The organism is Pseudooceanicola nitratireducens, from assembly GCF_900109195.1.
Classification (GTDB): Bacteria; Pseudomonadota; Alphaproteobacteria; order Rhodobacterales; family Rhodobacteraceae; genus Pseudooceanicola; species Pseudooceanicola nitratireducens.
The window spans coordinates 953,795-980,336 of the sequence record NZ_FNZG01000001.1 but is presented as its reverse complement, the minus strand read 5'-3'; the positions used below and the strand labels follow the sequence as shown (position 1 = coordinate 980,336).

23 protein-coding genes and 1 tRNA gene are annotated in these 26,542 nt (G+C 64.0%); 10 read left to right on the top strand and 14 right to left on the bottom strand.

The features are described from left to right. Positions 1-10 precede the first annotated feature (10 nt). Together BMX99_RS04575 and BMX99_RS04570 are read right to left on the bottom strand one after the other, a co-directional pair. The gene (locus tag BMX99_RS04575) at positions 11-895 is read right to left on the bottom strand and encodes a DMT family transporter (protein WP_093448480.1); all 885 of its coding nucleotides are present in this window, start codon (positions 893-895) and stop codon (positions 11-13) included. Positions 896-961: 66 nt separating this feature from the next. After that, positions 962-2,014 carry an aldo/keto reductase gene (locus BMX99_RS04570; protein ID WP_093447744.1) on the bottom strand — a complete coding sequence of 351 codons (1,053 nt, stop codon included), beginning with the start codon at positions 2,012-2,014 and terminating at the stop codon, positions 962-964. 126 nt (positions 2,015-2,140) lie between these two features. On the opposite strand from BMX99_RS04570, the gene BMX99_RS04565 reads away from it, so the two are divergent. Then, the gene (locus BMX99_RS04565; RefSeq protein ID WP_244525583.1) at positions 2,141-2,887 is read left to right on the top strand and encodes an ImuA family protein; all 747 of its coding nucleotides are present in this window, start codon (positions 2,141-2,143) and stop codon (positions 2,885-2,887) included. Positions 2,888-2,906: 19 nt separating this feature from the next. Next, on the top strand, positions 2,907-4,619 hold the full coding sequence (gene metG, locus BMX99_RS04560; protein WP_093447742.1) for a methionine--tRNA ligase: 1,713 nt from the start codon (positions 2,907-2,909) through the stop codon (positions 4,617-4,619). 68 nt (positions 4,620-4,687) lie between these two features. Here the strand turns inward: metG and BMX99_RS04555 are convergent, their stop codons facing one another. The 3 genes from BMX99_RS04555 to BMX99_RS04545 all read right to left on the bottom strand — a co-directional run bounded on the left by BMX99_RS04555 (position 4,688) and on the right by BMX99_RS04545 (position 8,070). After that, entirely contained in the window at positions 4,688-7,240 is a 2,553-nt protein-coding gene (locus BMX99_RS04555; RefSeq protein ID WP_093447739.1) for a methyl-accepting chemotaxis protein, read from the bottom strand. A 36-nt stretch (positions 7,241-7,276) separates the two neighbouring features. Continuing rightward, positions 7,277-7,837: a PDC sensor domain-containing protein gene (locus tag BMX99_RS04550; RefSeq protein WP_244525584.1), complete on the bottom strand. Its 561-nt coding sequence runs from the start codon at positions 7,835-7,837 to the stop codon at positions 7,277-7,279. A 147-nt stretch (positions 7,838-7,984) separates the two neighbouring features. After that, positions 7,985-8,070, bottom strand: a tRNA-Leu gene (locus BMX99_RS04545). Positions 8,071-8,228: 158 nt separating this feature from the next. Between BMX99_RS04545 and BMX99_RS04540 the strand changes: the two genes are divergently transcribed. Next, positions 8,229-8,975, top strand: coding sequence for a rhomboid family intramembrane serine protease (locus BMX99_RS04540; RefSeq protein WP_093447735.1), 747 nt, complete (start codon positions 8,229-8,231; stop codon positions 8,973-8,975). Between the two features lie 41 nt (positions 8,976-9,016). On the opposite strand, the gene BMX99_RS04535 is transcribed toward BMX99_RS04540, so the two are convergent. Together BMX99_RS04535 and BMX99_RS04530 are read right to left on the bottom strand one after the other, a co-directional pair. Further along, positions 9,017-9,805: an inositol monophosphatase family protein gene (locus BMX99_RS04535; protein WP_093447733.1), complete on the bottom strand. Its 789-nt coding sequence runs from the start codon at positions 9,803-9,805 to the stop codon at positions 9,017-9,019. A 99-nt stretch (positions 9,806-9,904) separates the two neighbouring features. Beyond that, positions 9,905-10,735 (bottom strand): LysR family transcriptional regulator, encoded by an 831-nt coding sequence (locus BMX99_RS04530; protein ID WP_093447731.1) that lies wholly within the window; start codon positions 10,733-10,735, stop codon positions 9,905-9,907. Between the two features lie 101 nt (positions 10,736-10,836). On the opposite strand from BMX99_RS04530, the gene BMX99_RS04525 reads away from it, so the two are divergent. Further along, entirely contained in the window at positions 10,837-11,238 is a 402-nt protein-coding gene (locus BMX99_RS04525; protein WP_093447729.1) for a hypothetical protein, read from the top strand. Positions 11,239-11,313: 75 nt separating this feature from the next. Here the strand turns inward: BMX99_RS04525 and BMX99_RS04520 are convergent, their stop codons facing one another. Beyond that, positions 11,314-12,219, bottom strand: a complete 906-nt coding sequence (locus BMX99_RS04520) for a LysR family transcriptional regulator (RefSeq protein WP_093447726.1) — start codon at positions 12,217-12,219, stop codon at positions 11,314-11,316. A 92-nt stretch (positions 12,220-12,311) separates the two neighbouring features. Here BMX99_RS04520 and metF point away from each other — a divergent pair, with 92 nt between their 5' ends. Then, entirely contained in the window at positions 12,312-13,178 is an 867-nt protein-coding gene (gene metF / locus BMX99_RS04515) for a methylenetetrahydrofolate reductase [NAD(P)H] (RefSeq protein ID WP_093447723.1), read from the top strand. Between the two features lie 99 nt (positions 13,179-13,277). Beyond that, positions 13,278-13,787, top strand: a complete 510-nt coding sequence (locus BMX99_RS04510; RefSeq protein WP_093447721.1) for a PaaI family thioesterase — start codon at positions 13,278-13,280, stop codon at positions 13,785-13,787. A 15-nt stretch (positions 13,788-13,802) separates the two neighbouring features. Here the strand turns inward: BMX99_RS04510 and BMX99_RS04505 are convergent, their stop codons facing one another. The 3 genes from BMX99_RS04505 to BMX99_RS04495 form a co-directional block, all read right to left on the bottom strand. Beyond that, a complete protein-coding gene (locus tag BMX99_RS04505; protein ID WP_093447718.1) occupies positions 13,803-14,873 on the bottom strand; it encodes a DUF2235 domain-containing protein in 1,071 nt (356 codons plus the stop codon). Beyond that, positions 14,854-17,148, bottom strand: coding sequence for a xanthine dehydrogenase family protein molybdopterin-binding subunit (locus tag BMX99_RS04500; RefSeq protein WP_093447715.1), 2,295 nt, complete (start codon positions 17,146-17,148; stop codon positions 14,854-14,856). Before BMX99_RS04500 ends, BMX99_RS04505 begins: the two co-directional genes overlap by 20 nt. 137 nt (positions 17,149-17,285) lie before the next feature. After that, positions 17,286-18,404: a type III PLP-dependent enzyme gene (locus BMX99_RS04495; RefSeq protein ID WP_093447712.1), complete on the bottom strand. Its 1,119-nt coding sequence runs from the start codon at positions 18,402-18,404 to the stop codon at positions 17,286-17,288. A gap of 124 nt (positions 18,405-18,528) precedes the next feature. Here BMX99_RS04495 and BMX99_RS04490 point away from each other — a divergent pair, with 124 nt between their 5' ends. Both BMX99_RS04490 and BMX99_RS04485 read left to right on the top strand, forming a co-directional pair. After that, the gene (locus BMX99_RS04490; RefSeq protein ID WP_093448478.1) at positions 18,529-18,963 is read left to right on the top strand and encodes an Lrp/AsnC family transcriptional regulator; all 435 of its coding nucleotides are present in this window, start codon (positions 18,529-18,531) and stop codon (positions 18,961-18,963) included. Positions 18,964-19,052: 89 nt separating this feature from the next. Beyond that, positions 19,053-22,199 carry a valine--tRNA ligase gene (locus BMX99_RS04485; RefSeq protein WP_093447709.1) on the top strand — a complete coding sequence of 1,049 codons (3,147 nt, stop codon included), beginning with the start codon at positions 19,053-19,055 and terminating at the stop codon, positions 22,197-22,199. A 135-nt stretch (positions 22,200-22,334) separates the two neighbouring features. On the opposite strand, the gene BMX99_RS04480 is transcribed toward BMX99_RS04485, so the two are convergent. The 3 genes from BMX99_RS04480 to BMX99_RS04470 form a co-directional block, all read right to left on the bottom strand. Further along, positions 22,335-23,504 (bottom strand): multidrug effflux MFS transporter, encoded by a 1,170-nt coding sequence (locus tag BMX99_RS04480; protein WP_322788132.1) that lies wholly within the window; start codon positions 23,502-23,504, stop codon positions 22,335-22,337. A gap of 155 nt (positions 23,505-23,659) precedes the next feature. Then, positions 23,660-23,896: a DUF2842 domain-containing protein gene (locus tag BMX99_RS04475; protein WP_093447707.1), complete on the bottom strand. Its 237-nt coding sequence runs from the start codon at positions 23,894-23,896 to the stop codon at positions 23,660-23,662. An 84-nt stretch (positions 23,897-23,980) separates the two neighbouring features. Continuing rightward, complete coding sequence (locus BMX99_RS04470; RefSeq protein ID WP_093447705.1) at positions 23,981-25,273, bottom strand: adenylosuccinate synthase; 1,293 nt, start codon at positions 25,271-25,273, stop codon at positions 23,981-23,983. Positions 25,274-25,566: 293 nt separating this feature from the next. Between BMX99_RS04470 and BMX99_RS04465 the strand changes: the two genes are divergently transcribed. Further along, positions 25,567-25,962, top strand: coding sequence for a DUF6524 family protein (locus tag BMX99_RS04465; RefSeq protein ID WP_093448474.1), 396 nt, complete (start codon positions 25,567-25,569; stop codon positions 25,960-25,962). Between the two features lie 167 nt (positions 25,963-26,129). Beyond that, positions 26,130-26,498 carry a preprotein translocase subunit SecG gene (gene secG / locus BMX99_RS04460; protein ID WP_093447703.1) on the top strand — a complete coding sequence of 123 codons (369 nt, stop codon included), beginning with the start codon at positions 26,130-26,132 and terminating at the stop codon, positions 26,496-26,498. Positions 26,499-26,542: the final 44 nt, after the last annotated feature.

Here is a 26,542-nt window from a genome sequence, read left to right as displayed (position 1 = left end):
TTGATCGCCGTCAGGTGACGGCGATCAGCACGACGACCGACAGCGTGATCAGCCCGATGCCGAAAACCTCTTTCCGGCTGATCTTTTCGTGGAAAAACAGCACCGAGGCCATCAGCGACAGGATGACCTCGACCTGGCCGACGGCAAAGACATAGCCCGCGTTTTCCAGCGTGAAGGCGGTGAACCAGCAATAGGACCCCGCAAGCGAGGTCACCCCGATCCAGGCGGCGCGTCTCCAGGCGCGGGCCACGCGGGTCACTTCCCCCGGTTCGCGGATCAAGAGCCATGCACCGAGAGCCGAGACCTGGACCATCAGGACGCAGGCCAAGGTGAAGAGCGACCGGATCGCCGGCTCTGCCTCGACCTGAAGGGATGCGCCGCGATAGGTCACGGCCGAGATCGCGAAAAAAATGCCCGAGGTCAGGCCCAGCCCGACGGCCCGATTCAACAGAAGTGACCGCCAGCTGCCCTGCACTTTCGGCGGATCCGACAGCAAAAGCACCCCCAGAACGCCCAGGACCATGGCCGCAAACCCCGGCCAGCTGACGCCTTCGCCCAGGATCACGATGCCGACGAGCACGGTCAGCAGAACCTCGGTCTTTTTCAGCGTGATACCGACGGCGAAGTTCCGGGTCTGGAACAGCAGCACGACACAGACCGTGGCCAGGATCTGGGTCACCCCGCCAACCACCGCATAGGGCCAGAACCCCGGCGCGATGGTGGGCCAATCGGGGACCAGCAGCACGATCAGCCAGACGATCGGCCCGGAGTAGAGAAAGCGCGCAAAGGTCGCGCCGCCCGCGCTAAGCCCCCCGGTTGCAAGCACCTTTTGCAGCATGAAGCGGATCGTCTGAAACAGGGTCGCCGCGAGAGAGAAGAAAATCCATGATTCCATCATGCTTTCTACATGACGGATCACGGACCCTTATGCCAGCGCCTTCCGCATCGGTTTGATGGCCGATCAATAGGGCATTGGATGGGCGCGATGCACCTTGTCGATGTCGTCGCAAACCTCCTTTGTCAGCTTCAGGCTGGTGCCTTTCAGGATGTGGTCCAGCTGGTCTCCGGTGGTGGCACCGATGATGACCGAGGTGGTGAACTTGCGCCCGGCCACCCATTCCAGCGCCATGTGCACCGGATCTAGGTCGTGTTTGAAGGCCAGGTCGATGTAATCCTCGACCGCGTCGAAGACCCGGGGGGATTTGCGGCCGCCCAGTTCAGGCACCCGGGCCATGCGCGATCCGTCCGGCACCGCTCCGCCCTGGTACTTGCCGGTCAGAAGGCCTGCGGCCAGCGGCGAATAGGCCAGCAGCCCCAGATCCTCGTTCAGCGACAGTTCGGCCAGGTCGGTGTCGAAATGCCGGCAAAGCAGCGAGTATTCGTTCTGGATCGAGGCCGCGCGCGGGGTGTCGCCCCCGGCGTCCTCGGACAGGCGCAGCCATTGTGCCGCGCCCCAGGCGGTTTCGTTCGACAGGCCGAATTCGCGGATGGTGCCGCGCTTGCGCTCCTCCTCCAGCGCGGCAAGGCATTCGGCCATGTTGTCGCGCACCTTGGCCGGCTGCTGCCCCGAGGGGTCGTAGCCCCAGTTCTGGCGGAAATGGTACGACCCGCGATTCGGCCAGTGGAACTGATACAGGTCGATGTAGTCGGTCTTGAGCCGCCGCAACGACCCTTCGATGGTTTCGCGGATGCTGCGCGCGGTGATCGGGGCCCCGTCGCGCACGGCGCGCAGCCCTTCGCCCGAGTGTTTCGTGGCAAGGATCACATCACTGCGCCGTCCGGCAGAGGCGTCGAACCACAGCCCGATGATGCGTTCCGTGCGCCCGATGGTTTCGGCGCTGACGGGGTTCACGGGATACATCTCGGCCGTGTCGATGAAATTGATGCCGTGATCCAGCGCCATGTCGATCTGCGCATGGGCGGCACGCGCGGTCGTCTGCCGCCCCCAGGTCATGGACCCCAGGCAATAGCGGGACACGTTGATATCACTTCGGCCAAGGCGGTTCTTCTGCATCGGTCCCTCTTTTTCCTTTGTCTACCGCCAAGATGTTACGGAATTCGAAACAGGAAAGCCCAGAGGCGGATTTCTTTTCCCACGACTCACATTGAGAACATTTGATGAACATTCTATATTCATCGCATGTCTGCCCCGCCCCATCCCCTGCTGTCACGCCGGCCGCACAGGGCCGTTCCGTCCCTGTCGCTTGGCCCCGAGGCCACGCTGTCCCTTGCCCGCCTGCACGAAATCTGCGGCGGGGCGCGGCGCAGCTTTGCGCTTTATGTGGCGGCCTGTCTTCTGCGCGACCTGGGGCCAGATCTGCCCCCTTTTACCCCGATCTGGTGGATCAGTCCGGATTGGCAGGCCGAACAGCTTTATGCCGAGGGTGTCGTGCGGTTCATCGGGCCAGAGCGTCTGATCTTCGTGCGCCCCAAGCGTGCCGAGGACGTTCTTTGGACGCTGGAGGAGATCCTGCGCAGCGGCACTGCCCCGCTGGCGGTGGCGGATATTCCCGGTCTGCCCAGCCTGACCTCCGTGCGCCGGCTGCATCTGGCCGCCGAAACCGGGACCGAGGCGGGGCGCGCGCCGCTTGGCCTGTTGCTGACGCCCGGTGCGGGGGGCGCGCAGGGTGTCGAAAGCCGCTGGCGGTGCGAGGCGGATCACGCGAGCCGCCCTGCGGGCTGGCAACTTGACCGCTTGCGCGCCCGGATGGAGCCGCCGCGCAGCTGGCACCTTGCCGAAGCCAATGAAGGCTACCCGCGGTCGCGTTTCGCGATGGCCTTGGCCCGGCCCGCGCGCGCCCTCCAGCCCACCGCCCGGGTTCAGGCCACGCCTGCAGGGCAACAGCCCTCTGGTCCTGCGCCGCCTGCGCGGTTAAACAGCGCCTGAAACGGACGAAAGGCGCATTATGGCACGGCATCTGATCACCTCGGCCATTCCGTATATCAACGGGATCAAACACCTGGGGAACCTTGTGGGTTCTCAATTGCCGGCGGATCTTTATGCCCGCTACCAGCGTGCGCGCGGGCAGGAGGTGCTGTTCCTCTGTGCCACCGACGAACATGGCACCCCGGCGGAACTGGCCGCGGCCAAGGCCGGCAAGCCCGTCGCCGAGTATTGCGCCGAAATGCACGAGGTTCAGGCCCGGATCGCCGAAGGATTCCGCCTGTCCTTCGATCACTTCGGGCGCTCGTCCTCGGATCGCAACCATGCGCTGACCCAGCATTTCGCCGGCCGCCTGGCCGAGACCGGGCTCATCCGCGAAGTCTCGGAAACGCAGATGTATTCCCATGCGGACGGGCGTTTCCTGCCCGACCGCTATATCGAAGGCACCTGCCCCAACTGCGGTTTCGACAGCGCGCGCGGCGACCAATGCGACAATTGCACCAAGCAGCTGGACCCGGTCGACCTGATCAATCCGCATTCGACCATCTCGGGCTCGACCGACCTTGAGATGCGCGAGACCAAGCACCTTTACCTTTGCCAGTCCAAGATGAAGGACGAGCTTGAGGAATGGATCGACACCCGCGATGGCTGGCCTGTGCTGACCACCTCGATCGCCAAGAAATGGCTGAACGACGGTGACGGGCTGCAGGACCGTGGCATCACCCGCGATCTCGACTGGGGCATCCCGGTCAAGAAGGGCAACGAAGATTGGCCCGGAATGGAGGGCAAGGTATTCTACGTCTGGTTCGACGCGCCGATCGAATACATCGCCTGTTCGCAGGAATGGGTCGACGCCGGCAAGGGCGCGGACTGGGAACGCTGGTGGCGCACGGACAAGGGTGCCGACGATGTGACCTACACCCAGTTCATGGGCAAGGATAACGTGCCCTTCCACACGCTTGGTTTCCCGGCGACGATCCTGGGTTCGGGCGAGCCCTGGAAGCTGGTCGATTACATCAAGTCGTTCAATTACCTGAACTATGAGGGCGGCCAATTCTCGACCTCGCGCGGGCGCGGTGTCTTCATGGACCAGGCGCTTGAGATCCTGCCGGCCGACTATTGGCGCTGGTGGCTGCTGTCCCATGCGCCGGAATCCTCGGATGCGGAATTCACCTGGGAAAACTTCCAAGCCTCTGTCAACAAGGACCTCGCGGATGTGCTGGGCAACTTCGTCAGCCGGGTGACCAAGTTCTGCCGGTCGAAATTTGGCGAAGAGGTGCCCGAAAGCGGCAGCTATGGCCCGCAGGAGGAAGCGCTGATTGCCGATCTGGAAGCGCGGCTTGCGGCCTATGAGACCCAGATGGAGGCGATGGAAGTGCGCAAGGCCTCGCAAGAGTTGCGGGCGCTTTGGGTGGCCGGGAACGAATACCTGCAATCGGCGGCCCCCTGGGCGGCGTTCAAGGAAGATCCCGAGCGCGCCGCGGCGATCGTCCGGCTGTCGCTGAACCTGATCCGGTTCTACGCAGCCGTGTCGTCGCCCTTCATTCCGGACGCCTCTGCCCAGATGGCGCAGGCCTTCGGGCTGGAGACGGTCGACTGGCCCAAGGCCCCGCTGTCCGAGGCTCTGTCCACCCTGCCCGCCGGTCACACCTTTGCGGTGCCCGAGAACCTGTTCCGCAAGGTCACGGATGAAGAAACCGCCGACTGGCAGGAACGCTATTCGGGCACACGCTGACCAGATTTTCGCGCGCCACCCCGCCCCGGGCGGCGCGCGATACCTCAGTTTCAGTGCAAGCTGAGGCATCAAAATTCGGCCCAGCCCCGGTCGTCTGCGACCACCGGAGGGGCGTTCACCACTTTTTTCGCCGCGTCCGCCGGTTTTCCGGCTGTTCTGTCCCGCGTGGTCCGCGGGCCCGAGCCTATCAGCTTGAACTGTTCCGATGCGGTGACCAGGGCCTCTGCTTCTGCTGTCAGCGCATGGCTTGCGGCGGTTGTTTCTTCGAACATGGCCGCGTTCTGCTGCGTGACCTGGTCCAGATCATTCATCGCCGTGTTGATCTCACTCAAGCCGGTGGATTGTTCTTGTGCCGATTGGGAAATGGCCTTCACGCGCTCCGATATATCGGACACACCCCTGACGATGCGCGCCAGAGCCTCTCCGGTCTGATCCACAAGGTCGACGCCGGTCTTCACCTGCTGCCCCGAGGCCGTGATCAGATCGTTGATCTCGCGCGCAGCTTCCGAGGAACGTTGTGCAAGCGCCCGAACCTCGGTCGCGACCACGGCAAAGCCGCGCCCGGCTTCGCCTGCACGGGCAGCCTCGACCCCGGCATTCAGCGCCAGAAGGTTGGTCTGAAAGGCGATGTCGTCGATCACGCTGGTGATTTTCGAGATCTCCTTGCTGGAAGACCTTATGCCATCCATCGCGTCCACCGCCCGTCGGGCAACGCCACCGCCGGTTTCAGCCTGGGACAGCGTGGTCTGGGCGATGTTGCTCGCCTCGATTGCGCCGGAAGACGCCGAGGCGACCGAGGCCGTCAGCTGATCCAGCGCCGCCGCCGTTTCTTCCAGCGTGGCGGCCTGCCGTTCGGTGCGTCGCGCCAGATCATCAGCGGCCGAGGTGATCTCTCCGGCTTCGGTCCGGATGGAGGTCGCATTCTGCACCACGGCATCCATCGCATCATGAAGGCTTTTCACTGCCGCGTTGAAATTCAAGCGCAGCTCTTCATAGTCGGGGCCAAGGGGATCATCGATCTTCATCGTCAGATCCCCATTCGCAAGCCTGTCCAAGCCGCGACGCAGGGCACTGACCACGCGCTGCTGTTCTTCCTGCTGGGCGGCACGTTCCGCGGTGGCCGCGATCCTTGCATAATGTTCTTCGGTGGTATCGGTCCCGATGAAAACCAGCCGTTGAACTGACCCGTCGGACCCGACAATCGGGGTGATCGTTCCTTCGACCACCGGCTTTCGGGCGCCGGCAGAAACCAGTTCGAACCGGCCAGAGACCGTCTTTCCAGCGCGCACGGCAGCGACATTCGCCTCTTTCACCTGATCCGAGACATCGACGCTTTGCAGCATGTCCCGCCCGGTAAGGCTCTTCAGCTTTTCTACAGACAGGCCGGTTAGGGTCAGCACGGCATCATTGCAGGACACAACCTGCCGGTCCTCGCCTATGTCGATCCGCAACTGATTGCGATCGATGGCCTTGAGGATGGCGGCGTTCAACACCTCTTCCGAGACGTCTTTGCATTCAAGGACAAGCCCTATGTTCTCTCCCTCGGGGTTCAGGACGGCCGATGCCCGGGCTTCCAGCCGGTGGCGCGTCCAGCGGCGCTGAACAACCGCGGGCAGCGCAATCTGGCCCGAGGCGATCTGTTCCAGCACGTCGGACAGGCCCGGGATGTCCCGTGCGGACCGTCCTTTCAACCCGCTCTCGTCCGGGGTGGCCCAGGCGCCCCACTCCCCCTTCACCTGGCCCCCGAAGGCGACCATAAGGTCCTGAAATGCCGGGTTGGCGTAGCGTATCGCGTGATCCTGATCGAGCAACGCCAGCGCGGAGCCCGCGCTTTTGATTCCCGCACTGCGAAAGGCGTTTTCCTCGTCCGAGGCGCGTGCGTCGATCAGCTTGTCCCGGAATTCGGCGAGCGATCGGGCAATGCCGCCGATTTCGTCCTGCCTGGACTGATACGGCACATCGCGATCCAGCGCGCCAAAGGCGACGGCCCGCATCGCGGCATCGGTCCGCCGCAGCGGGCGCGAAAACCACAGCCATATTATCCCCCCGACAACGATCAGGGCGGCCAGACAGATACCGGCCCCAGTCAGGATCATCTGCGGCCTTTCGGCGTCAAGGAAGGCCCGTTTCTGATCTGCCGTCCAATGGGTGCCGACCGCGCCGATCACCTGGGCATCCCGCCCGAACCGCAAGGGCATGGCGACGAAGAAACCGTCGGCGCTGATCTCTGGCACGCCGGATTGCAGGGCGCGGGCGGCAAGCTCTGCCATCACCTGATCATCGCCCTTCCCGACCTGGCCGATCACCTGTCCATCCGCTTGAAGGGCAAGGGCGGACAGGACATCGCCTTCGGCGCGGTCGATCAGGCTTTTCAAGGCTGCCTCCAACGGCGTGACCTTGCCGAACTTGACCATGCCGGCCACCTGTTCCGCCAGGAAGGCGGTGTTTTCCTCTGCTCTTTCGGCGACCAAAGTCTCGACCGTTTCGATCGAGCGGCGGTGCGACATGAATTCGATCAGGGACACGACCAGGAGGATGCTGATCGCGACCAGCACCGTTCCGACAAAGAATGTTTGCTTCAGCGCCTTGGGCACACGGCTGCGCGCGGTCGAATCCGGCATCGACACGGTCCTTTTCTTGATCTGGGTCTCAGGGGCTTAGAACAGCATCTCGGCATTCAGACCCACGGTCATGGCACCGATCACCGCGCCGCCCGGCCCCATCACCGGAACGGAAACCTGCCCCTGATAGGACTGGGTGGAGTCATCAAACTCGATATCCCCGATGTGCAGGGCGCTTGCGCCTTTGCCATAAGTCTCGGTGAATTTCGCCTCGTCCCCCTGCCAGTAGTCCGAGGTCGGATCCGAGGCAGCGACGTTCAACCCCCTGTTGTCCATGATGAAAACCTCGGTCACGATGCCACCGGATTCCTCGACAATCTGGCGGAGATAGTCGGCCGCGGGGTTGGACAGGACCGGTTCGACAATCGGCCGGTTACCCTGCCCTACCTGGTTCCGCCACTGGCGGTCCATTTCGTCGATGTCCGCCTGGCTCAACCCGGCATGTTCCGCGTTCTGAGCAACGATTTCTTCAATCAACACAGGGGCTTCCGCCCAGCCCACGATACTGTCGCGGGCGAATGTGGTCATCACGGCGGTATATTGGTCGGCACAGGCCGGTCCCGCCGCGAGGATCACGGCAAACACAGCGTATTTCATCGGCATTCCTTTCGCTCGGGCAAACTTGCCTGGGCGCAGGATGCGCATGAAGCGTTGAAACGGGATTAATCGCGGGCAGAAAATTCCACCCCTCCGCCCCCTTCTCCAAAGGCCCTATAAAAACAAAGGACTAGAGGAAAAGATTTCTGGTACCCGCGGCCGGACTCGAACCGGCACGGCATCAAAGCCTAGGGATTTTAAGTCCCCTGTGTCTACCATTCCACCACGCGGGCCCATCCGTTTCCGGAAGGCTGGCGGGACCATAGACCTGCCCGGCGGGATGGGAAAGAGACAGCGCCGGGACAATCCGTAAAAATTTCAGGACACCAAATTTTCAGGGAAATCCGGGCTTTGGCTTGACCTTCCCCCCCTGCCGCCCCAGCTTGAGCGCATGTTTCCCTTGCGCGATCACAACCCCTCGGGGCGCACGCCCTTTGTCACCTGGAGCCTGATCGCGATCAATATCGCGGTCTTCGCCTTCTACATGACCTCACTGCCGTCGGCCCAGGCGCTGGACGGGTTCTTCATGACCTATGGGTTGGTGCCGGCGCGCATTTCATCCGGCGAAGGGTACGGGTCTTTCGTGACCTCGATGTTCCTGCACGGGGGCTTCATGCACCTGGCGGGCAACATGCTGTTTCTGTGGATCTTTGGCGACAATATGGAAGACGAAATGGGGCATGGCCGCTTCCTGGGCTTCTACCTTGCCTCTGGCGTGGCGGCGGCGCTGGCGCAATATGTCGCGGCACCAGGATCCATGGTGCCGATGGTCGGGGCCTCGGGCGCGATCGCGGGGGTGATGGGGGGATATCTTCTTCTGTTCCCGAAGGCGCGGGTCGATATCCTGTTCATCTTCATTGTGTTTTTCAAGGTGATCCCGGTGCCCGCCTGGATCATGCTGGGCATCTGGTTCGGCTTGCAATTCGTGAACGGGCTGGGCGCAGATATGAACGCGGGCGGCGTGGCCTACTGGGCGCATGCGGGGGGCTTCATCGCGGGCTTCGCGCTGACATTGCCGCTGTTTCGACGCCTGGGCGGCACGGCCTTCTGGGACCGCACCCATGGCCACCCGGACCACCCGCCGGCGGAATACCGGCTGACACGATCAAACGTGCCACAGGTACGCCGGCGCCGTTAAGCGCCGGGGGTTCGATCAAAATCCGTAGCGCCGCAAAGCGATCAGCTGTTGCGGATGACCTTGGCGAATTGTTCAAAGATCGCTTCGTTCGCGCCGATGACCTCTCCGCTGGCCAGGATGTCGGCCTCGGGGTTGATCGGCTCGACCAGGCCGCCCGCTTCGCGCAGGATGACGATGCCCGCAGCCATATCCCAGGCGTTCAGGCGGCGTTCCCAGAAGCCCTCGTAGCGGCCGGCGGCCACATAGGCCAGGTCCAGCGCGGCAGATCCGAAGCGCCGCACACCGGCACAGGCTGGCATCAGACGACCGAGGTCCTTCAGCGTCTTCGGCAGGTCCGAGCGTCCGCCGAAGGGCACGCCGGTGGCGAAGATCGATTCGATCATGCGGTGACGGCCCGACACGCGGATCCGCGTTTCGTTCATCCAGGCACCTTCGCCCTTTTCGGCAAAGAACATCTCGTCCTTGGCGGCGTCATAGACGACGCCGGCGATGATCTGGCCCTTGTGCTCAAGCGCGATCGAGATCGCCCAATGCGGCAGGCCGTGCAGGAAGTTGGTGGTGCCATCCAGCGGATCGACGATCCAGCGACGGGTCGGATCGCTGCCGGTTTCCTCACCGCCCTCTTCGCCGATCCAGCCGTAGGAAGGACGCGCCTCCATCAGTTCGGCCTTGATGATTTCTTCTGCGGCGATGTCGGCACGGCTGACGAAATCGCCGGCACCTTTCATCGACACCTGGAGGTTTTCGACCTCGCGGAAATCCTTGACAAGAGACCGCCCCGCCTTGCGGGCAGCTTTCTTCATGATGTTGAGATTTGCGCTAAGGGTCATCGTCGGCTCCTTGGATCAGGTCGCGCGTATAGACTGAAGGGGGTGCGATGCCAAGGGGGAAGGCCCCTGGGATGACGTGCCGTTGGTATTTCCGTTTTGTCAGGCCCTGTGCTGAGGCGCAATGACCGCAGCAAGATCGCGCGCGATCCGGGTGGCAAAGTCGGTTTTCCGGTGTGCCAGACCTGTGCGGCGGATGCCCGCGTCGGCGTCCGCCAGGGGCAGAAGGATCAGATCGTCCCGCCCTGCCCCATGGCCACGCGGCACAAAGGCGATGCCCAGACCGGCGGCGACCAGATCAAGCAGCTGCGCATCATTCGTGACCTCGGCCGCAGGGGCTGTGGGCAGCACGCCCAGGTCCATCCGGTCGGCACGCGGACAATAGGGGCGGTGGATGATCTGCTGATCCGTCAGGTCGGCAAGCGTCAGGGCGTTGCGCCGGGCCAACGGATGCAGGCGGTGCAGCGCGATCATGAACGCTTCGTCCTCTAGGGCGATAAAGGCTTGCCCCTTCGGCATGCAGTCTTCTGAAAGGTACGCGATATCAGCCTCTTCAGCGGTATCGCAGAAAGTGAAAACCAGCGTGGGATCGCGGCGACGCAACCCCTGAAGCGCGGGGGCAATTCGGCCCACCATCATGTCCGGGGCGACGTGCAAGCGCAGCCTGGTCTGCGGCGTGTTGCGAAGCCGCGCCTCCAGCCCCGAGAGGTGGCCGACGCTTTCCACTACGTCGTGATACAGCCGCGTGGCAAGCGGCGTGGGCGTCAGCCCGGATTTCGACCGGGTGAACAGCGCCGTGTCCAGACGATCCTCAAGCCTTTGAATTGCGGCGGAAACCGTCGGCTGGCTGACATTGTTCACCCGCGCGGATTGGCTGAAGGTTCCCGTCTCATAGGCGGCGGCAAAGTATTTCAGCGCGGTCAAGTCAATCATAGCGAATGCCTATGTAATCAATACTCATTATAGCAATTAACTTCACATTTGGCGGCCCGTAGCAAGGGGATGTTCACCAACATTTCGAAAGGATCCCCCGAATGACACCTGTAAACGCAGAGACTACCGTGATCGGCCAGCTTCTGGACCTGTTCGCAAAGGGCGATGCCAACCTGTTCGGGCTGGTCGCCGATGACGTCGATTTCCGGATCGACCATTACCGCGACGAGGCCGACACCGGCTGGCAGAGTGCCGACAGCAAAGAGGCGCTGATGGGCGTGGTCGTGCGCCTAGGGCAAGAGGTTTTTCCCAAGGGAACCAATGCTCTTGAGATTGCGCCGCATGATCTTGGCGGGGGCTGGCACCTGACACGGTTTCACCAGCGGTTCTTCTATGGCGTCCGCCAGGAAGAGGTCACGAGCGTGACCTATATCCTGTCGCACGAAGCCGATGGAAAAATAGATTTCTTCCGCGAGACCGTGACCAATATCGTCTCGGACTAGGGTCTTTGGGCCGGACGGGCACGCGTTAACCAGATCTTTGGTTTTTCGGTGATAGGTTGGCTGCAGCGGGGTGGTCTAACCCCGCTGCAGCTTCACCGCCTCGGTCCGGGCAAGGCGGATGAAATGCGCAAGATAAGGCTTTCCCGCGTCATCGGCGCGGGACGCGGCATACATGCGGCGGGTCATCCCCTTTTCGGTCAGGGGACGCGTGATGAATTCCGCGCGGTTGCGGGCAGAGTTCATGACCCAGTCGGGCAGCACGGCAACCCCGCGCCCCGACGCGACGAGCATGAGGATCATGGGCGTCAGTTCGACCTGCCGGATGGCTTCGGGCTCGACTCCTGCGGGGTGAAGCAGCAGCTTGTAGATATCAAGCTTGGTGCGGTCGACGGGATAGGTCAGCAGGGTTTCACCGGCGAAATCCTCGGCCTCGACAAAGGGTTTCGCAGCCAGCGGATGCGAAGCCGGGGCGATCAGGATAGGAGAATAGTCGAAAAGCGGCGCAAAGACGGTATCGGGATCCTTTTCAGGATCGGAGGAAATCACCAGGTCGACCTCTTCCCGGCGCAGGGCGGTCAGCGCGTCGAAGGCAAGGCCGGGGCGAATATCGACGTCGACCTCGGGCCAGGCGCGGCGGAACTGTTCCAGCACCGGGAACAGCCAGTCATAGCAGGCGTGGCATTCCAGCGCGATGTGCAGCCGCCCGGCGCTGCCTTCTTCCAAAGCTTCAAATTCGGCCTGAAGCGCGTCGATCTCGGGTAGGATCTTTTCGGCCAGGCGCAGCATCCGCTGCCCCGCGGCCGAGAGTTTCAGCGGCTTGGACCTCCGCACGAAAAGCTCGACCCCGGCCTGGTCCTCCAGCCCCTTGATCTGATGCGACAGGGCAGACTGCGTGATGTGCAACATGTCGGCGGCGCGCTGCAGCCCGCCCGCGTCATGAATGGCCTTGATCGTGCGCAGGTGGCGGAACTCGATATGCATATGTGAGTTATGCTCATGATGTTCGTGAATGTTATGAGCTTGTCTCACAAAGCACGATCTGGGACAAGGGATCAAACCCAAGGGGACACAAGATGACCACGCCTGCCGTTTCGTTCGAATTCTTTCCGCCGCAAAACCTCGAAGCCTCTTTCCGTCTGTGGGACACCGTTCAGGTGCTGGCCCCGCTGAACCCGCGCTTCGTCTCCGTCACCTACGGGGCCGGCGGCACCACCCGTGACCTGACGCGCGACGCGGTGGCCACGCTGCATAAGAACGCCGGGTTGAATGTTGCCGCCCACCTGACCTGCGTGAACGCCACGCGCGAGGAAACGCTGGCCATCGCCGACAGCTTTGCCGCCGCCGGCGTGACCGAGATCGTGGCCCTGCGTGGCGACCCGCCGAAAGGCGAAGGCAAGTTCACCGCCCACCCCGACGGTTTTGCCAATTCGGTCGAGCTGATCGAGGCGCTGGCCGCCACCGGCAAGTTCACCATCCGCGTCGGGGCCTACCCGGAACGCCACCCTGACAGCCCGTCCTCGGATGCGGATGTCGAGTGGCTGAAACGCAAGCTGGACGCCGGGGCCTCTGAAGGCATCACCCAATTCTTCTTTGAAACCGAAACCTTCCTTCGGTTCCGCGACCGTTGCGACAAGGCCGGGATCACCGCGCCGATCGTGCCGGGCATCCTGCCGATCGAGAACTGGAAGGGAATGCGCAATTTCGCCCTGCGCTGCGGGGCCAATGTGCCGGCCTGGATGGACGAAGCCTTTGAAAAGGCGGGCCGCGACGGGCGCGAAGATCTGCTGGCCACTGCGCTGTGCACCGAGATGTGCACCGACCTTCTGGCCGAGGGCGTGGACAAGCTGCACTTCTACACGCTGAACCGCCCGGAACTGACGCGCGACGTCTGCCATGCGCTTGGCGTCACGCCCGAAGCACGGCTGGAAAACGTCGCCTGATACTGGGCCTGAAAACAGGGGCCCAAACCCAGCCTTAAATTCGCATAGCGGTTGATCCTTCCGCGTCGCGCAAATAGCGTGACGTCGGGAGGATTTTTCATGCCAGCGACCAAGGATGGCGGGACGCCGTCAAACGATTCACGTGCAAGCGCGGGTGACGCCAAACGCCTGAACCACACCGGCCTTGAGGCCATGCGACGCATGCTGAACGACGAGAGCCTTGGCCCGCCGATCGCGCAGGTGATGAACTATCGCATCGCCTCGGTCGAGGACGGAGAGGTCAGCTTCACCGGCACCCCGCAACCGCAGTTCTGCAACCCCATGGGCGCGGTACATGGCGGTTGGTACGGCGTGCTTCTGGACAGCTGCATGGCCTGTGCCGTGGCGACGCGCGTGCCCGAGGGGTCGACCTATACCACCTTGGAATACAAGGTGAATATCATCCGCCCGATCCCCGTCGGGATGGAAATCGAAGCCCGCGGATTTGCCCAGCATGTCGGTCGGTCAACCGGGATCGCCAACGGCGAAATCCGTGGTGCGCAGGATGGCAAGCTTTATGCCACCGGATCCACCACCTGCATCGTCATGCCCCTTCCCACGGACACGTAACCCACAAAAGTCCCGTCAAGCGTGCGCCGTGGGATCGTGGGTCGGCAGGCTTAGCCCGCGGGCGGCGGCGCTGTCGTGCAGCCTTTCGGATGGGTCGATGCCGATCGTGCGCTTCTGACGGATCAGGAACATCTTGCCCCAGCCGCGCCACATCCCGATCGAGGGCGCGGCGTCATCGACCGGGAAGGCATCCCTCCAGCCGTCGGGCATTGGAAGGCCGCGATCCTCGGCCTGGGACAGCATCCAGACAAGCGGCAGGTTGGACAGCGGGCGCGCCGGGCCGAACCCGCCCAGCTGTCCGCCGACATCGCCATGGGTGCCCGGGAACCAGACCTGCTCCAACCGGCCGGACCAGTCGGGATCGCTGTGCCACATGACCGGCGTATAGACCGCGCGGCGTTCTTCCAGCGCGAGCGCGTGGAAGCCGGATTTCACACAGCGCGACAGGGCGTGATTGTGAAAGGCATGGCCCGGTTCGGTCAGCTGCCACAGGATCGGCAGGCGCAGACCCAGGGATTTCACCGTGTCAAAAGCGCCGATCATCTCGACCACCGCGTCGGGGTGGCAGTTTTCGCGGGCAAAGGCATGGGCGGCGGGGCTTTGCCCCCCGGCGCGGTAGTGGCGATAGGCCAGCTGCACATTCCTCTCGGTCGCCTGATCGGCGCGCAACAGGCCGACGCGGTCCATGATCCCGGCCAGAGACCGCACCGCGAAGGCCCCGCGCGAATAGCCGAACAAGAAGATCCGGTCGCCCGGCCGGTAGCGAGAGGCAAGGTATCCATAGGCGCGGCGGATCTGGCGATTGATGCCCCGCCCCATCATGACCTCGTGCGTGTTCCGCCACGAGGTCCATTGCAGCCCGGCCTCGTAATAGACCGACAGGTTCGGACCCAGCTGTTCCGACAGCAGGCGATAGATCAGCCCGGCATTGCTTTCCTCGCCCGGGGCGAGAGAAGACATGGTGCCGTCAAGGATCACCACGTGGGTGACAGGGCCCCGGCGCAGCCCCGGGGCCTTGCGCTGTGCCCGGAAAAGCCAGCGCGGCCGTATCGCCCGAAGAAGGCCCTTACTGAGCCGTGTCAGCATCTTCCAGCATCTCCCACACCCGCAGCGGGGTCAGCGGCATATCGGCCCGACGCACCCCCCGCGACCAGAGCGCATCCAGAACGGCGTTCGCGGTCGAGGCCATGGAGCCGACGGTCCCGGCCTCACCACAGCCTTTCATGCCCATGGGGTTCGCGGTCGAAGGCACCGGTTCGGCGGTAAAGCCGACAAAGGGCATGTCAGAGGCGCGCGGCATGGCGTAATCCATGAAGCTGGCGGTCAGAAGCTGGCCGTCCTCATCATAGGTGACGTTTTCAATCAGCGCCTGGCCCAGACCCTGGGCCACGCCGCCGTGCACCTGCCCCATGGCGAGCATCGGATTGATAAGGTTTCCGAAATCGTCCACGACCGTATAGGCGACGACCTGGGTGTGGCCGGTGTCGGGATCGACCTCGACCTCGGCCACATGGGCCCCGTTCGGGTAGGATCGGCCGGGCAATGTCGCCCGCGCCTCGTGCATCAGAAGGTCTTCGCGGCCGTCTTCGCGGGCCATTTCAGCCACGTCCTGCATCGTGGGCGCGGCATTCGATCCCTTGATACGGAAGGCTTCGTCATCAAAGCTGATGTCGCCTTCATCCACGCCCATCTTGTCGGCGAGATAGCCGGTGAAGGCGGTCAGGATCGTGCCCACCACCGCCAGCGTCGCATTCGACTGGGTGGTGACCGACCGGGACCCGCCCGTGCCGCCACCCTGGGCGATCAGGTCGCTGTCGCCCTGGATCACGCGGATGCGGTCCATCGGGATGCCGGTCTGGTCGGACAGGAAGGTCGCATAGACCGTTTCATGCCCCTGCCCGTTCGATTGCGTGCCGACGTAGATGTTCACCGAACCGTCTTCCAGAAATTCGACCTTCGCGCCTTCGGAAGGATCGCCCAGAATACTTTCGATATAGTAACAAAGCCCCATGCCGCGCAGTTTTCCGCGCGCCTCGGACTCGGCCCGGCGGGCGGCAAAGCCCGGACGGTCGGCGGTTTCGGCCACGCGGTCCAGCAGACGCGAAAATTCGCCCACGTCATACAGTTCGTCGGTGACGGTCTTGTAGGGGAATTGATCGGGCTTGATGAAGTTCTTGCGCCGAAGCTCCCAGCCATCAACACCCAATTCGCGCGCGGCGTAATCCATGCCGCGTTCCAGCAGGTAATTCGCCTCGGGCCGGCCCGCCCCGCGATAGGCATCCGTGGGGGTGGTGTTGGTGTAATAGCCCTCGACCTCGAGCAGCGCGTTCTGGCAGTCGTAGACGCCCATCAGAACGCGGCCGAACAGATAGGTCTGGATCAGCTGGCCAAAGTTGGAATTGAAAGCCCCAAGGTTCGATTTCGTCTTCACGTGGTAACCGATCAGATTGTGATCGGCGTCGAAGGCCAGGGCGACGTCATGCGTCAGGTCGCGGGCGCCATTGTCGGACAACATCGCCTCGGTCCGGTCGGACATCCAGCGCACGGGGCGGTCCAGGAAACGCGCGGCATAGGCGGCCATGACGTATTCGGGATAGAGCTTGGCCTTCATGCCAAAGCCGCCGCCCACGTCGGGCGTGGTCACATGGACCTGAGTATCTTCCAGCCCCATCAGGCGGCCAAGTTCGCGTTTCGGCCCCCAGACCCCCTGCCCGTTCACCGCCAGATGGATGCGGTCGTCCTTCCATTCCGCAAAACAGCCCCGCGGTTCAAGCGAGGCCACATGCACCCGGTTGTCCGCAACCTCGGCCCGGACGACATGCGCGGCTTCGGCAAAGGCGGCGTGGGTCTCGGCCTCGCGGCCCAGAAGGTAGTCGATGGCGAGGTTGCCGGGCGCTTCGGCGTGCAGGTCGGTGTCGCCGCGGGCCAGGGCCATCTGTGCGGGCAGTTCGTCATAGTCGAAACCGATCAGCTCGGCCGCGTCCTTGGCGGCCTCGGGCGTTTCGGCCACGATCATCGCCACGGGCTGGCCGACCCAAAGCACCTTTTCCTCGGCCAGGATGGGATGCTTGGGATTGGCGGCGGTGGATCCGTCGCGGTTCTTCACGGTGACGCAGGACAGGCCTTCGGTGATGCCGTAGTCGTGCAGGTCCTGCGCGGTGGCCACCAGAAGCACGCCGTCCAACTCGCGCGCGGCCGACAGGTCCAGTTCGGTGATCGTCGCATGGGCAACCGGGGACCGCAGAACATGCAGGAACAGCGCGCCTTCGGGGGTGATATCATCGACATAGCGACCGTGCCCCGTCAGCAGACGAAGATCTTCGGTCCGGGCGATGGACTGGCTTTTGCCGAATTTTTCCATTGGGCTCTCTCGCTGGTCTTTTCCCCGGACACTAGCGGCCACAGGGCGCATGTCCAGCGGAACCCGAGAGAGGGCGGCGCTGCGCAATGCACCACCGCCCCTGCCCTGCGCCTATGCGGACGCCCGTCAGAAGGCCGTCAGAGAGCGGTCACCGCAATCGGAGCGCCCAGCCCATAACCGTTGAACCGCGTGGCAATCGACAGGGAATAGGCCCCCATTCCGTCAAAGATCACATAGTCCCCTTCCGTTGCGTCGCCGGGCAGCGCCAGCGGCTGCGGCAGGTGGTCTAGGGAATCGCAGGTCGGCCCAAAGACCATATGCGGTTCCGCCGCCCCCTGACGGCGCAGCCCCTGCGGCGACAGGATTCGGATCCGGTCACTGGGACCGATGTCGCGCAGTTCCGACAGCCCGCCATAGATGCCGTCGTTCAGAAAGATCGCGCCGGTGTCGCGGACGGCCTTGATCCGGGTGGCCAGGGCAAAGGCATCGGCCACCATGGCGCGGCCGGGTTCACAGACCAGCGCGGGGGTGTCCGCGCCGAAGGCCTGAACCACAGCCTCGCCGATCCGGGTGAAGAAACGGTGAAGATCCGGGGCCTGCCCATAGCGATGTGCCGGGAACCCGCCGCCGACGTTCAGACGGCCCAGCCGGACGCCCGCGCGGGCGGCAATGCGGGCGGCGGTCTGGATATATACGGCCCAGGCCTCGGGGTCGGTGCATTGGGTGCCGGGGTGAAAGGTCATGGCCAGCGGCAACCCCAGATCGGCGGCGCGCCGCAGCAGCATCTCGGCCTCCTCCGGGGTGGCACCGAATTTCGACCCGAAATCATAGGCCGCGCCCTTCACCGGCAGCTTAAACCGCACGGCGATTTCGCAGCCAAGCGGTGCGATCGTCATCAGCCCGCGCAGATCATCGACCGAGGCCGAGGCAATCCCATACGCGCGCGCCGCGGCGATCTCGGCCTCGGAGCGGACGGGGTTGTTGTAGTGCAGCGCGGCCTTGGGGTGGGCGGCGCGCACCGCCTCCATCTCGGCCGGAGAGGCGACATCGAAAGCATGAAGCCCCGCCGTCACAAGGTTTTCCAGCACGCCGGGATCGCTGTTGGCCTTGACCGCATAGGTGGTGAGACCGGGGAAGCCTTGCTGAAAGACCCGGGCCGAATGGTGCAGACGCTCGGGCGCGAAGAACAGGACCGGATGATCGGGACCATGATCCACAAGATGCTGCGTCAGGGTCGAGATCGGGGCGTGTTTCATGCGGGCGTCCTTTTCGCGTCTTTGGAACAGGTGTCTGCACCCTATTGTCGCCCTGAAAACGGTCGATATCACCGGGCAGATCGACTATTATGACGGAAATTCTGAACATATTGACGAGATTGCCATGCAGATCGACGACACCGACCGCGCGCTTCTGACGGCGCTGTCCGATGATGCCCGCCGGTCCGTCGCTGATTTGGCGCGGGATCTGGGGCTGGCGCGGTCGACCGTTCAGACGCGGATCGACCGGCTGGAACGCAGCGGCGCGATTGCCGGATACACCCTGCGGCTGGGTCAGGCCGTCCGCGCGGCCGTTCGCGCCACCGTCCTGATGACGGTTGAGCCGCGCAGCGAGCCCGAGGTGCTGAAACGCCTGACCGCCCTTCGGGAGGTCGACAGCGTGATCACCACCTCGGGGCGTTATGACCTGATGGCACAGCTATCCGCCCCCACGACCGAAAGGATCAACGACGCGCTGGACCAGATCGTCATGGCGCGCGGCGTGAAATCGACGGAAAGCCTGATCCACCTGTCGGTCAAGCTGGATCGCAGCCGCTAGGATCCCGCCGTCCAGCCGGCCCAGTTTCCCCTCTGGCCCTTGCGGGCGGGATTGGGTAGACCGGCGCGGTGGAATGAAAGGCGACGATCATGGCGATGGAAAAGACCTTCAACGCGGCCGAGGCCGAAGACCGGATCTACAAGAGCTGGGAAGACAGCGGGGCCTTCAAGGCCGGCGCGAATGCCTCGAAGGCGGAAAGCTTCTCGATCATGATCCCGCCGCCGAACGTGACGGGGTCGCTGCACGTTGGCCATGCCTTCAACAACACGCTGCAGGACATCCTGATCCGCTGGAAGCGGATGCAGGGGTTCGACACGCTTTGGCAGCCGGGCACCGACCACGCGGGCATCGCCACCCAGCTGGTGACCGAACGCGAAATGGCCGCCAATGGCGAACCCTCGCGCACCGAGATGGGCCGCGAGACGTTCATCGAACGGGTCTGGGAACAGAAGGTCAAGACGCGCGGCACGATCATCGGCCAGCTGAAGCGCCTGGGTGCCTCGGCCGACTGGTCGCGCGAAGCCTTCACCATGGGCGGCGCGGCGGGCGATCCGGACCGCGACACGGTGACCGCGAATTTCCACGACGCCGTCATCAAGGTCTTTGTCGACATGTTCGACAAGGGGCTGATCTATCGCGGCAAACGGCTAGTGAACTGGGACCCGCATTTCGAAACTGCGATCTCCGATCTCGAAGTCGAGAATGTCGAGGTCGCGGGCCACATGTGGCACTTCAAGTACCCGCTGGCCGGTGGCGAGACCTATGAATACGTCGAGAAGGACGAAGACGGGAATGTCACCCTGCGCGAGACGCGGGACTATATCTCGATCGCCACGACGCGCCCCGAAACCATGCTGGGCGACGGCGCCGTTGCGGTGCACCCGTCCGACGAACGCTATGCGCCGATCGTCGGCAAGCTGTGCGAAATCCCCGTCGGCCCCAAGGAACACCGCCGGCTGATCCCGATCATCACCGACGACTACCCGGACAAGACTTTCGGCTCGGGCGCGGTGAAGATCACCGGCGCGCATGATTTCAACGACTATGGCGTCGCGCAGCGCGGCGGCATTCCGCTGTATCGCCTGATGGATGCCCGCGCCCAGATGCGCGCCGATGGCGAGGATTACGCCACCTGTGCCGCCCGCGCACAAGAGATCGCCAACGGGGCCGAGTTCACCGGCACGGAAGTCGACGCGCTGAACCTTGTGCCCGACCACCTGCGCGGCCTGGACCGGATGGAGGCGCGCGCGAAGGTCGTCGAGGAAATCACCCGCGAAGGCCTGGCCGTGACCACCCGCGCCGACGATCCGCGCCTGGGCAAGGCCGCGCTGAAGCCCGACGCCGAGGATGCGCATCTGCAGGTGCCGCTGGTCGAGGCCAAGGCGATCATGCAGCCCTTTGGCGACCGCTCCAAGGTCGTGATCGAACCGATGCTGACCGACCAGTGGTTCGTCGACGCCGAAAAGATCGTTGGCCCCGCGCTGGACGCGGTGCGCGACGGCACCGTGCGGATCATGCCCGAAAGCGGCGAGAAGACCTATTACCACTGGCTCGAGAATATCGAACCCTGGTGCATTTCGCGTCAGCTGTGGTGGGGCCACCAGATCCCCGTCTGGTACGGCTTTGACCTGGCCCGCGAGGGCTTCCGCGATGACGAGGCCGACGGCGCGCTGGATATGGTGGAACTGACCCGCCTGTTGTCCGACCAGCACCTGCTGCGGGGCGAGGAACAGCTGCGCTGCGCCCACGATTTCGACGCGGTGCAGGGGCAGTTTGCCGATGTGCTGAACCGCCTGCCCGTACCCCTGAACCACGCCCGCGTGGTTGAGGTCGCCGACCGTGCCGCCGCGCGCGAGATGCTGGCGAAATCGCTGGCCGATTACACCGCCAGCCAGGACCCGACGCATCTGGTCTATCCGATCTGGCGCGACAGCGACGTGCTGGATACCTGGTTCTCCTCCGGGCTCTGGCCGATCGGTACGCTTGGCTGGCCCGACCAGACCGAGGCGCTGGCAAAATACTTCCCGACCTCGGTTCTGGTGACCGGGCAGGACATCCTGTTCTTCTGGGTTGCGCGGATGATGATGATGCAGCTGGCTGTGGTCGATCAGATCCCCTTCTCGGACGTCTACCTGCATGGGCTGGTGCGCGACGCGAAGGGCAAGAAGATGTCCAAGACCGTCGGCAATGTCATCGACCCTCTTGAGATCATTGACGAATACGGCGCGGACGCGCTGCGGTTCGCCAATGCGGCCATGGCGTCGCTTGGCGGGGTGCTGAAGCTGGATGCGCAGCGGATCGCGGGATACCGGAACTTCGGCACCAAGCTGTGGAACGCCACCCGCTTTGCCGAGATGAACGGCGTTTACGATCGCGGCGCGCCCTCGGACCAGGTGCCCGAGGCCGTCGCGACGGTGAACCGCTGGATCATCGGCGAAACCGCCCGCGTGCGCGAAGTGGTTGATGCCGCGCTGGCCGCCTATCGTTTCGATGACGCGGCGCAGGCGCTGTACCGCTTTGTCTGGGGCAAGGTCTGCGACTGGTACGTGGAATTCGCCAAGCCCCTGCTGGCCGAGGACGCGGGCGAGCGCGAGGAAACGCAACGCGTGATGGGCTGGGTGCTGGATCAATGCATGGTGCTGCTGCACCCGATCATGCCCTTCATCACCGAAGAACTCTGGTCTGCGACCGGTGACCGCGCCAAGATGCTGATCCACGCCGATTGGCCGACCTATGGGGCCGATCTGATCCAGCCCGAAGCCGACCGCGAAATGAACTGGGTGATTTCCCTGATCGAGGATATCCGCTCGGCCCGCGCCCAGATGCATGTGCCCGCCGGGCTGCAGGTGGCGCTGGTCGTCACCGACTGGGACGAGGCCGCGCAGGCCGCCTGGGGCCGGAACGAGGCGCTGATCCAGAAGCTTGCCCGCGTCGAGAGCCTGACCTGGGTGGAAAGCTTCCCCAAGGGCTGCGTGACCATCGCCGCAGAGGGCGCGACCTTTGGCCTGCCGCTGGCCGACATCATCGATGTCGAGGCCGAAAAGGCGCGGCTGGAGAAGAGCCTGACGAAATTGGCCAAGGAAATCGGCGGGCTGGAAGGCCGGCTGAAGAACCCCAAGTTCGTCGAAAGCGCCCCGGACGAGGTTGTCGTGGAAGCCCGCGAAAACCTGGCCGCGCGCCAGGACGAGGCGTCAAAGCTGGAAGCGGCACTGGCGCGGATGGCCGAACTGGGCTGATAGCTATTGGGCAAAATATTTGGGCCGGGGTGCTCCTCCGGCCCGCTGAAGCGCCCCGGCCTCGCGTCGGTTGCGCAGTTGTCACAGGTTGAAAGGCGGGGCCGATGTCCCGCCTTTTCCTTTGCGCCCCTGGGCTTACCCGGCCGTCGCCATCCGGGCCTCTTGCCGGTCGATGGCACGGACGATCAGCGCGGCGACCAGGCCGATCACGCTGGCCAGGCACATGATCGCGGGCAGCATCCAGGCCCCCTGCTCTTCCGTCAGGACGGCCCCGGTGAAAGTCGTGGCAAAGGCCCCGACAAAGACGATCATCGCCGAGGACAGCCCCGAGGCGCTGCCGGCGATATGCGGCCGGATCGACATAGCGCCGGCATTGGCATTGGGCGTCGTCATGCCGTTGCCCAGCCCGGACAGGACCATCGCGCCAAAGAACAGCGGGATCGACAGGTACCCCATCCAGATCGCCAGCGCAGGCAGGCCCAGCCCGATCACCGCGATCAGGCGGCCGGCGATCATCATGGTCGAAAGTTCGGAGTGTTTCGACACCCGGCTTGAAATGCCCGACCCGATGACGAAACCAAGCGTGATCGTCCCCATGAACATGCCTAGCTTGGCCGGCCCCATGCCAAAGGCCGCGGCCACGACCAGCGGCGCGCCCGAGACGAAGATATGGAAGGTCGAGACCGAGAAACTGGCACAGGTGGCATAGCCCCAGAATCGGCGCGACCGGAACAGCTCGGGGTATTCGCGGAACTGCGCCCCGAAGGTGACGGACCGATGGTGGTGCGTTTCGCCCAGATCGACCCAGACCAGCACGAAAAGCGCCAGACCCAGCCCGGTATAAAGCAGGAAGCTCGCCCGCCAGCCAAAGGCGGCATCCAGCAAGCCGCCCATGGTTGGCCCGATCATGGGGGCCAGCGCCATGATCATTGCCACCGTCGCCATCTTGGAGGCGGATTCCCGATCGTCATATTGGTCGCGGATGACCGCCCGCGACAGCGCCATCCCCGTGGCCGACGCACTTTGCAGCACCCGTCCTAGAAGGAAGAGGTTAAAATCCCGTGTAACCGCGCAAAGAACCGAGGCCAGGGTAAAGATCGCCATCCCCCAAAGGATCACCGGCCGACGCCCGTAGCGGTCCGACAGCGGCCCGATGATGATCTGCGTGAAGGCCGTGATCAGAAGATAGCCGCCGACGGCCAGGCTCATCCGCCCATAGCTGACCCCGAAATCCTCGGACATGTGGGCCAGGGACGGCAGGAACATGTTCACGGTCAGGACCGAATTGCCGGTCAGAAGGATCAAGGTCCAAAGATGGGGGGGCGTGGTCGCAGCGCGCATGGGAAACGTTTCCGAATTTTCGGCCATCTGACAGATAACCACCCGGAAAGGCAAGTTTTCGTCCTGCAAGACAGTCTATGCGCCCGCAATTTCGGCAGGTGTCAAAGACGCAGGCGCGATCAGTCCTGCGCGTCGGGATCGGCCTGGCCGACGCCCTTGAAGACGAACTTGAAGGGCAGCGCCCAAAGCACGCCAAGACCGATGTAGATCGCCAGTTCGACCAGGATCGAGGGGCGTTCAAACAGGTTCACGAGGCTGACCGCCAGCACGATGTACAGCGGCAGGCCAACCAGCAGGATGACCAGCGACCAGCGGCGTTTTGCCTTGTGGCTCAGGCCTTTCTTCGGTGCGCTCATTGTCTTGTCCTCAGCTCTTGGGGGCCACGCCAGCAAAGTATGCGGCGATCTGGCCGGCCCCGGAAAGGGGCCAGCCATCAACGATCAATCCGAGAAGGGATCGGTGACCAGGATGGTGTCTTCCCGCTCGGGCGAGGTCGACAGAAGCGCAACCGGGCATTCGATCAGCTCTTCGACGCGGCGGACGTATTTGATCGCGTTCGCCGGAAGCTCGGCCCAGCTGCGTGCGCCTTCGGTCGACTCGCTCCAGCCCGGCATCTCTTCGTAGATCGGGGTGCAGCGCGCCTGCTGGTCGGCAGCGGTCGGCAGGTAATCCAGACGCTCGCCATCCAGGTCATAGCCGACGCAGATCTTCAGCGTCTCGAAGCCGTCCAGCACGTCCAGCTTGGTCAGGGCGATGCCGTTGACCCCGCTGGTGGCGCAGGTCTGGCGCAGCAGGGCCGCGTCGAACCAGCCACAGCGGCGCTTGCGGCCGGTGGTGGTGCCAAACTCATGCCCACGGGTGCCCAACCGTTCGCCGTCGTCGTCGTGCAGCTCGGTCGGGAACGGGCCTTCGCCGACACGGGTGGTATAGGCCTTGACGATGCCCAGGACGAAATCGACCGCGCCGGGGCCGATACCCACACCGGTGGCCGCTTGGCCGGCGATCACGTTGGACGAGGTCACAAAGGGATAGGTGCCGAAATCGATGTCCAGAAGCGCGCCCTGGGCCCCTTCGAACAGGATCCGTTTCCCGGCCTTGCGCTTGTCGTTCATCACCTTCCAGACCGGCGCGGCAAAGGGCAGGATCTCGGGCGCGATCTCCTTCAGCTGGGCGATGAGCGCGTCGCGATCGACGGGCTCAAGCCCCAGGCCGTGGCGCAGGGCATTGTGGTGCACCAGCAGGCGGTCGACGCGGGCCTCAAGCGTGGCTTCATCGGCCAGGTCCGCGACGCGGATGGCGCGGCGGCCGACCTTGTCTTCATAGCAGGGGCCGATGCCCCGGCCGGTGGTCCCGATCTTGGCGACCGCGCTCTGCGACTCGCGACCACGGTCCAGCTCACCATGGATCGGCAGGATCAGCGGGGTGTTCTCGGCGATCATCAACGTCGCGGGGGTGATCTCCACGCCCTGCTCGCGCACGGTCGCGATCTCTTTCATCAGGTGCCAGGGGTCCAGCACGACACCATTGCCGATCACCGACAGCTTGCCGCCACGCACCACGCCCGAGGGCAGCGCGTGCAGCTTGTAGACCTTGCCATCGATCACAAGGGTGTGGCCGGCGTTGTGCCCCCCCTGGAATCGGACGACCACATCGGCGCGCTCCGACAGCCAGTCGACGATCTTGCCTTTTCCTTCGTCACCCCACTGGGCTCCGACAACAACGACATTGGCCATGGCACTTCCTCCGGCTCGGGTCCAAACGGCGTCCTTTTAGCCAAAGCAACCGGGGGGCGAAACCCGATTTTCGCGCCCCCCTCTCTTTGGTTTTTCCAAATATCCTCGGGGGTCGGGTCAAATGCCCTGGCATTTGACCCGTTCGGGGGGCGAGCCCCCCGTGCGCCTTTGCCACAGGCGCGCCCCGTATCGGCAGGGCGTCGCGGGTCAATCCGCCCAAAGTTCCAACGCTGGACAGAGCGAACCTCATCCGGCAGATGAAGGACAGACACGATCCGGCAAGGAAGATGAAGATGGGATTCATACTGCGATGGAGCGCGGCCTTCCTGCTGATCGCCGCCACCTATAATCCGACCGACTGGAACTATACCGCCTGGGTCGGACAGACCTGGCCTCAGCAGATGCCCCTGGCCGTTTTGCTTGGCCTGCTGCTTTTCGTGGGCTACGTGATCTACCTTCGGGCCACGCTGCGCTCGATCGGGCCCTTTGGCATGGGGCTGGTTGCCGCGGTCTTCGGGGCGCTGATCTGGGTTCTGGTGGATTTCGGGGTCGTGCGGCTGTCCAATCCCGGGGTGAACACCTGGCTTGGCATCCTGGCGCTGTCGCTGGTCCTTGGCATCGGCCTGAGCTGGAGCCTGGTTCGACGCAAGCTCTCTGGCCAGGCCGATGTGGATGACGTGGATGAATGACGCGCCCGCCCGCTCAGGCGACACCGCCAATACGACGGCGGGGCAAGCATCTTGGCAAAAGCCTTGCGGCCCGGACGTGAAACGCCTATCTAGCCGCGAAGCCCGCGCCGGAGGTTTTCCGGTGCCGTGCCCTTTGACTGCCGAACATAACCGATAGGCCCGCCCAAATGGAAAATGTCGTCCTGATCGTCCACCTGCTTCTGGCGCTTGCGCTGATCGTCTCGGTGCTGCTGCAGCGGTCCGAGGGCGGTGGCCTGGGCATGGGCGGTGGCGGCGGGGCCATGTCGGGCCGCTCGGCCGCAACGGCCCTGAGCAAGGTGACCTGGTTCCTGGCGGCAGCCTTCATCGGCACCTCGATCGCGCTGACCATCGTGGCGGCGGAAAAATCGGCCGATGCCTCGGTCCTTGACCGTCTGACGCCCGGCGGCGCAGCCACGGAAAGCACCGGCGAAGAGGCTCCGGCCCTGCCGGGTGGCGGGTCGCTTCTGCCCCCGTCGCCCACGACTGGCGGCACGCTGACGCCGTCCGCGGACTGATCCACCACCCCTTGAGTATCGCATCGCAAGGTTAACATCATCTT